At 71.1% G+C, this 7,459-nt stretch carries 6 protein-coding genes; 3 read left to right on the top strand and 3 right to left on the bottom strand.

Going from position 1 to position 7,459, the window contains the following annotated elements:
- Window positions 1-319 precede the first annotated feature (319 nt).
- Window positions 320-1,549: a cytochrome P450 gene (locus tag ACWC2B_RS37940; RefSeq protein WP_450724899.1), complete on the top strand. Its 1,230-nt coding sequence runs from the start codon at window positions 320-322 to the stop codon at window positions 1,547-1,549.
- A gap of 13 nt (window positions 1,550-1,562) precedes the next feature.
- On the opposite strand, the gene ACWC2B_RS37935 is transcribed toward ACWC2B_RS37940, so the two are convergent.
- Both ACWC2B_RS37935 and ACWC2B_RS37930 read right to left on the bottom strand, forming a co-directional pair.
- On the bottom strand, window positions 1,563-3,167 hold the full coding sequence (locus tag ACWC2B_RS37935; RefSeq protein ID WP_450724897.1) for an ABC transporter permease: 1,605 nt from the start codon (window positions 3,165-3,167) through the stop codon (window positions 1,563-1,565).
- Window positions 3,164-4,072 carry an ABC transporter ATP-binding protein gene (locus ACWC2B_RS37930; RefSeq protein WP_450724895.1) on the bottom strand — a complete coding sequence of 303 codons (909 nt, stop codon included), beginning with the start codon at window positions 4,070-4,072 and terminating at the stop codon, window positions 3,164-3,166. The genes ACWC2B_RS37935 and ACWC2B_RS37930 overlap by 4 nt, the downstream gene beginning before the upstream one ends.
- Window positions 4,073-4,173: 101 nt before the next feature.
- On the opposite strand from ACWC2B_RS37930, the gene ACWC2B_RS37925 reads away from it, so the two are divergent.
- Complete coding sequence (locus ACWC2B_RS37925) at window positions 4,174-4,701, top strand: GbsR/MarR family transcriptional regulator (RefSeq protein ID WP_450724893.1); 528 nt, start codon at window positions 4,174-4,176, stop codon at window positions 4,699-4,701.
- Window positions 4,702-4,819: 118 nt separating this feature from the next.
- Here ACWC2B_RS37925 and ACWC2B_RS37920 read toward each other — a convergent pair whose 3' ends face one another.
- Complete coding sequence (locus tag ACWC2B_RS37920) at window positions 4,820-5,626, bottom strand: diacylglycerol kinase (RefSeq protein ID WP_450724891.1); 807 nt, start codon at window positions 5,624-5,626, stop codon at window positions 4,820-4,822.
- A gap of 175 nt (window positions 5,627-5,801) precedes the next feature.
- Between ACWC2B_RS37920 and ACWC2B_RS37915 the strand changes: the two genes are divergently transcribed.
- Window positions 5,802-7,085: an adenylosuccinate synthase gene (locus ACWC2B_RS37915; protein WP_189967600.1), complete on the top strand. Its 1,284-nt coding sequence runs from the start codon at window positions 5,802-5,804 to the stop codon at window positions 7,083-7,085.
- Window positions 7,086-7,459 lie beyond the last annotated feature (374 nt).

The raw sequence follows: 7,459 nt of genomic DNA, 5'->3' as shown, positions 1-7,459 counted from the left end.
CCTGTTCATGGGGGTCCCCCCTGTTCGAGCGAAGCCGAGAACTTGGGGGAGAAGCCGAGAACTTGGGGGAGCGACCAGCCACCCACGGTCCGCAGGCTGACGGCGTCGAGGGTCCGGGGCACGGCCCAGAGGCGCCCGCACCCCACCCCGCCAGGGGCGCGAGGAACTGGGCGAGCACCACGCACGGTCCGAGTCCGAGAGCGGGGTTTAGGGGCGCGGGGAACTGCGCACCAAGCCACACACCGCCGCACCCAACACGCCCCCACCCCCAACCCCACCCCCCTTGATCCGCGGCCAGCGGCACCGCATTGTCGAGGCCATGGACCCCACCACCCTCTTCCGCCCGGGCGCCGCCGACTTCGTCGCCGACCCCTACCCCGCGTACGCGGAGCTACGAGCAGCGGGCCGTGTGCACTACTACGCCCCCACGGGGCAGTGGCTCATCCCGCACCACGCAGACGTGTCCGCCCTGCTGCGGGACCGCCGGCTCGGCCGGAGTTATCAACACCGGTTCACGCACGAGGAGTTCGGCCGGACACCCCCACCCGCCGCGCACGAACCGTTCCACACCCTCAACGACCACGGCATGCTGGACCTGGAACCCCCGGACCACACCCGCATCCGCAGGCTCGTCTCGCAGGCGTTCACCCCGCGCACGGTCGAGCGGCTCGCCCCTACCGTGCACCGCCTCGCGGAACGCCTCGTGGACGACTTCTGCGCGGCCGGCGGCGGCGACCTGCTGGCCCAGGTCGCCGAGCCCCTCCCCGTCGCTGTCATCGCCGAGATGCTCGGCATCCCCGAGGCGGACCGCCCCCTCCTGCGCCCCTGGTCCGCCGCGATCTGCGGCATGTACGAGCTCAACCCGGACGAGGAGACCGCCGCCAACGCCGTACGCGCGTCCCTTGAATTCAGCGCCTATCTGAGGGAGTTGATCGTCGAGCGACGCGAGAACCCCGGCGAGGATCTCGTCTCCGCGCTGATCGCGGCGTACGACGACGAGAGCGGTGGCGCGAAGGCCCGGCTGACCGAGCAGGAAATGATCTCCACCTGCGTACTCCTCCTCAATGCCGGCCACGAGGCCACCGTCAACACCACCGCCAACGGATGGTGGACGCTCCTGCGCCACCCCGCCCAGCTCGCCGCCCTCAGGGCCGCGCCCGACGCTCTGCTCCCCACCGCCGTCGAGGAGTTGATGCGCTACGACACCTCGCTCCAGCTCTTCGAGCGCTGGGTGCTCGAAGACATCGAGTTCGCCGGGCAGAAGCTCCCGCGCGGCAGCGAGGTCGCGCTTCTCTTCGGGTCCGCCAACCGCGACCCCGCGCGGTTCGCCGACCCCGACGCCCTCGATCTGGCCCGCGCCGACAACCCGCACATCTCCTTCGGCGCCGGTATTCACTACTGCCTGGGTGCCCCGCTGGCCAGGCTCGAACTCCGCGCTTCTTTCGGGCGGTTGCTCACGAAGGCACCCGGGCTGCGGCTCGCCGCCGAGCCGGAGTGGGGCCCCGGATTCGTCATCCGGGGTCTCACTCGCCTTCAAGTGGAGTGCTGAGAGGCAGCGGAATTCAGCTCACCACATCCCGCCGCCGCAGCGCCCCGAGGCCCGTCGCCACCAGCACCCCCGCGGCCACCGTCAACACCACCACCGGTGTCCATGCCATCTCCGTGCCCGGCAGCTTCGGCAGGTGGCCGAAGGGGGAGGCGTCCAGGACGGCCTGCGGCAGGTTCAGTGCGGGGCCGATCCAGCCCAGGGCCAGGCACAGGCCCACCACGCCCAGCGCCGCCTGCGCGAGCTTCGGAAACGCTCCGAACAGCAGCACCGCCAGGCCCGCCAGCATCCAGATCGCGGGGAGTTGGACCAGGGCCGCGCCCAGGATCGGGCCGGGTTCCCCGCCGTAGCCGGCCGCCAGGCCGAGCCCGCCGACCACCATGATCAGGGCCGCCCCGCCGAACGCGATCACCAGGTGGCCGGCCGCCCACCGCACCCGGCCCACCGAGGCCGCCAGGACCGGTTCGGCGCGCTGTCCCGTCTCCTCGCCGTGCAGCCGCAGCACGGACGAGGTGGCGTACAGCGCCGCGACCATCCCCAGCATGCCGACCATCGCCGCGAGGAACGCGTCGGTCAGGCCCGACTGGCCGCCCATCCGCTGGATGATCTCCTTGGTCTGCGCGTTGTCGCCGACCAGATCGACCGCCCCGTCGGTCATCCTCCCGAACAGCAGCCCGGCCAGGGCGAATCCGGCCGTCCAGCCGATCACACCGCCCCGCTGCAACCGCCAGGCCAGACCGTACGCCGTCGAGACGCGCCCCTCGGCGGGCCCGGGCCGGGGCGGCACGAAGCTCATCCCGATGTCGCGCCGCCCGGCCAGGACGTACGCCGCCGCCCCCTGCGCGAGAGCCGCCGCCACGATCAGCAGCAGCGCCCACCACCGCTCGCCCGCGTACGGCCGCACGTGCTCGGCCCAGCCCAGCGGGGAGAGCCAGTCGAGTACCGAGGAGGCGTCACGCGTCGCGGTGTCGCCCGCCGCCCTCAGCAGGAACGCCGCGCCGAGGACCGCCCCCGTGAGGCCCTTGGCGAGCCGGGCGCTCTCCGTGAGCTGCGCCATGATCGCCGCCATGCCCGCGAACAGCATCCCGATCGCCCCGGTGGTGAGGCCCAGCGCCGCCGAACCCGCCGTATTTCCCGTGGACTTGGCCAGACCCGCCGCGATGATGACGGTCACCGCCGCGTTGGCCACGAACGCTGCGAGGAGTGCCGATGTCAGCGGGGCCCGTCGCCCCACCATCGCCGAGGAGAGCAACTCCTGGCGGCCCGTCTCCTCTTCCTCCCGCGTGTGCCGGACGACGATGAGCAGGCTCATCACCGCCGCGAGTACGTATCCGAACCCGCCGAACCGCCACGCGGTGAGACCGCCGATCGAGTCGTCGAAGACCGGCCCGTACAGCGCCCGCAGTGATCCGTTGCCGTTCATCGAGTGGGCCACGTCCGCGCGTTCGGCGGCGGTCCTGTACACCTTCTCCAGGGTGCTCGCACCGCTCGCGATCATGCTGCCGAGCGCGACCGCCCACACCGGGATCATCACCCGGTCGCGGCGCAGTGCGAGCCTCAACAGGGCGCGCGTGCCCGCCAGTTCGTCCGAACCGCGCATCGGTACGGCCATGGTGGTCATCGCGCCACCGCCTCGCCTTCGGCCTCCGTGTAATGGCGCCGGAACAGCTCCTCAAGCGTCGGCGGGGTGGAGGTCAGGGACCGTACGCCCGACTCGGTGAGCGAGCGCAGCACCGCGTCCAGCTTGTCGGTGTCGACCTGGAGCTTGACCCGGTGGCCCTGGACGTCCACGTCGTACACGCCCGGCAGACCCGCCAACCCGTTGGGCGTGCCCGCGAGTTCGGCCGTGACGGACGTACGGGTGAGATGGCGCAGCTCGGCGAGCGAGCCGGTCTCCACGGTGCGGCCCCGGCGAATGATGCTGACCCGGTCGCAGAGGCTCTCCACCTCGCTGAGGATGTGCGAGGAGAGCAGCACGGTGCGGCCGCGATCGCGCTCTTCCTCCACGCAACTCTGGAAGACCTCTTCCATCAGCGGGTCGAGCCCGGAGGTCGGCTCGTCCAGGATCAGTACGTCCACGTCGGACGCGAACGCGGCGACCAGGGCGACCTTCTGCCGGTTGCCCTTGGAGTAGGTGCGGCCCTTCTTCGTGGGGTCGAGTTCGAACCGCTCGATGAGGTCGTAGCGCCGGGACCTGTCGAGGCGCCCGCCCCTCAACCTGCCGTACAGGTCGATGACTTCACCGCCGGAGAGGTTGCGCCACAGGGTCACGTCACCCGGTACGTACGCCACGTGCCGGTGCAGCTCGACTGCGTCGGCCCACGGGTCGCGGCCGAGCAGCCGGGCCGCGCCGGAGTCGGCGCGCAGCAGTCCGAGCAGGACCCGGATGGCGGTGGACTTCCCGGCGCCGTTGGGGCCGAGGAAGCCGTGGACCTCACCGGTCTCGACGGCGAGGTCGAGACCGTCGAGGGCGTGCGTGCGCCCGAACGACTTGTGCAGTCCGGCGACCGTGATTGCCTTCGTCATGTTTTTGAACGTACAGTGTTTTCACGAAGTTGTGAAGTTTGGGAAGCGTATAAAGTCGTCGGCGGAACCGGGGCGGGCCGGGGAGGGGAGACGATGAGGGCATGAGCAGCGTGGACAGGGAGCAAGAGGTGGCGGACGGGCGGGACGAGGACGCGGTGGGCCGGTTCGTCGAACGGTTCGCCTCCGAGCTCACCGAAGCGGGCATGCAGCGGATGGCGGCCCGCGTCTTCGCGGCGCTGCTCGTCTCCGAGACCGGCTCGATGACCTCGGCGGAACTGGCTTCGGCGCTTCGGATCAGCCCGGCCGCCGTCTCGGGCGCGGTCCGCTACCTCTCCCAGGTCAACATGGTCGGCCGCGAGCGCGAGCCCGGCTCCCGGCGCGACCGGTACGTCCTGCACAACGAGCTCTGGTACGAGACCTTCACCAACCGGGACCGGATCCTGACCCGCTGGGAGCAGGTCATGAAGGACGGCGTCGCGAGCGCGGGCGGCCCGGACACGGCGGCCGGGGCGCGGATGGCGGAGACGGCCGCGTTCTTCGCGTTCCTGCACGGCGAGCTGTCCCAGTTGATGGACCGCTGGCGCGAGCACCGCACGACCCTGGACCTCCCGCCGATCCCACCCCGCTGAACCCGCTGAACCCGCTGAACCCGCCGAAGCACGCCGGGCCTGCCACGCCTCTCCCGCCCGGCTGAGCCCGCTCGCCTGCCGGGTCCACCCGCAGCCCCCGCCACATGCTCAGATCGGCTCACCCGGGCAGGACCAGCTCCCACGCCCCCGCGAGGGCGGTCCACGTACGCGTGCGGACCGGGCCCGCGACGACCTGGTCCGCGCGGTAGCGGAAGCCGCCCACCGGGCCCGAGATCGTGACGGCGCGCGCGGCGGCACGGATCCGCTCGCCGGTCCGCCCGTGCACCACGACCTGCGCGAGCCCGTCGGCGGAGGCGACCGACACCCCCGCCACGGGCCGGTCGAGGTCGCTCAGGAGCACCCCGTCCGCCTCCACCCGCAGCCGGTGCGCCACGGCCGCCGCCACCGGTGCGGGCGCCCGTACCAGGGTGCGTACCAGCGAGCGGGCGGCGCCCCACACCGACGGGGTCGCGGGCGGCGCGGGAGGCGGGCTGACCGCCGGGATCCGCAAGGCGCCGAGCACGACCTGATCGCTGTCGTCGGCCAGCAGGTCGAGCCGGTGCCCGGAGCCGTCGAGCGCGGCCCGCGCGGCCGCGACCGCGCCCATCGGCACGCCCAGCGAGCGGGCAAGACCCAGGGAGTCGGCCGCGCCCACCGGAACCAGGGCAAGCGCACCCCGGCCGAGCTCACGCTCGCGGTGCAGCAGGGTCACGGTGCGTAGCAGCGCCTGGTCGTCGCCGACCACCACGGTGCGCCGCCCGCCCCGGCGGGCCAGTGCCCTGGCAAATTCCTCCGGTCCCTGTGGCCAGCAGATTTTCGCCTGTGCTCCCGCACACAGCACATCCTTCGCGATCCGTACGGACTCGCCGTCAATACGGCGGGCGACCGGGTCGATGAGCACGACGAGCTGGTGCGCAGCCGACACCTCGGTCCTTCCTCGGGTAGCATCTTTGTGCAAGAGCCCCTTGCGCTATTGCGCCAGGGGCTTCGTCTATTCCGGGGCAGCTTTCTTCGGTTCAGGCCCATGGTGTACGCCTCCACATATGGAACGCGTATGCCCCTGACCTTGGACATGCCCCGCCCGGAAGGGGTGTACGCCTGTGCCCGCACTTGTGCTGCTCGGTGCTCAGTGGGGTGACGAGGGCAAGGGAAAGGCCACCGACCTCCTCGGTGGATCCGTTGACTATGTGGTGCGTTACCAGGGCGGCAACAATGCCGGCCACACGGTCGTCGTCGGCGACCAGAAGTACGCGCTGCATCTTCTCCCTTCCGGGATCCTCTCGCCGGGGTGCACCCCGGTGATCGGTAACGGTGTCGTCGTCGACCCGGCGGTCCTGCTCTCCGAGCTGAGCGGACTGAACGAGCGAGGCGTGGACACGTCGAAGCTCCTGATCAGCGGCAACGCTCACCTGATCACGCCGTACAACGTGACGCTCGACAAGGTCTCCGAGCGCTTCCTCGGCAAGCGGAAGATCGGCACCACGGGTCGCGGCATCGGCCCGACCTACGCCGACAAGATCAACCGCGTCGGCATCCGCGTCCAGGACCTCTACGACGAGTCGATCCTGGAGCAGAAGGTCGAGGCGGCCCTTGAGGGCAAGAACCAGCTGCTCGCCAAGATCTACAACCGCCGCGCGATCGAGGCCGGCAAGATCGTCGAGGAGATGCTCCAGTACGCGGAGCAGATCCGGCCGTACGTCACGGACACCACCCTCGTCCTGAACAAGGCGCTGGACGACGACAAGGTGGTCCTCTTCGAGGGCGGCCAGGGCACCCTGCTCGACGTCGACCACGGCACGTACCCCTTCGTCACCTCCTCGAACCCGACCGCGGGCGGCGCCTGCACGGGTGCGGGCGTGGGCCCGACGAAGATCAGCCGCGTCATCGGCATCCTGAAGGCGTACACGACCCGTGTCGGCGCGGGCCCGTTCCCGACGGAGCTCTTCGACGAGGACGGCGAGGCGCTGCGCCGCATCGGTGGCGAGCGCGGTGTGACCACCGGCCGTGACCGCCGCTGCGGCTGGTTCGACGCGCCGATCGCGCGTTACGCGACCCGCGTGAACGGCCTCACCGACTTCTTCCTGACGAAGCTGGACGTCCTGACGGGCTGGGAGCAGATCCCGGTCTGCGTGGCGTACGAGATCGACGGCAAGCGTGTCGAGGAACTCCCGTACTCCCAGACCGACTTCCACCACGCGAAGCCGATCTACGAGACCCTGCCCGGCTGGTCGGAGGACATCACGAAGGCCAAGACCTTCGCGGACCTGCCGAAGAACGCGCAGGCGTACGTGAAGGCGCTGGAGGAGATGTCGGGCGCGCCGATCTCCGCGATCGGGGTCGGCCCCGGCCGCACCGAGACGATCGAGATCAACTCGTTCCTGTAAGCGGCCTTGAACTGAGCGGGGTTCCGGCTACCCGGGGCCCCGCTCAGCCGTTTGCGCCCACGCGGCGGAGCCGCACAATGTCGCAGTCCCACGCCCCTGGCAGGGGGGTGGGGTGAGGGCGCCCTGGGGGCCGAGCCCCGACCCCCTTGTAGCCTTTCGGCCTGCGGGCCGCGGGTGGCTGGTCGCGCAGTTCCCCGCGCCCCTGTAGGGCACCCAGCGCTGCCGGTCGCGCCCATGAGGCGGAGCCCGCCCCTAGCAGGATCGATGCTGGCTCGCGCAGGCATCTTTAGCCCGTCATGGGGGTCCCCCTGGCCCTTAAGGCCTTGGGGGAGTTTGAGGACGAGCGCCCTTAAGGCGCGAACGGGGTCTGGGGC

Source organism: Streptomyces sp. NPDC001415, assembly GCF_053597395.1.
The sequence above is the reverse complement of the archived record's forward strand: the minus strand, read 5'-3'. Positions and strand labels throughout refer to the sequence as shown.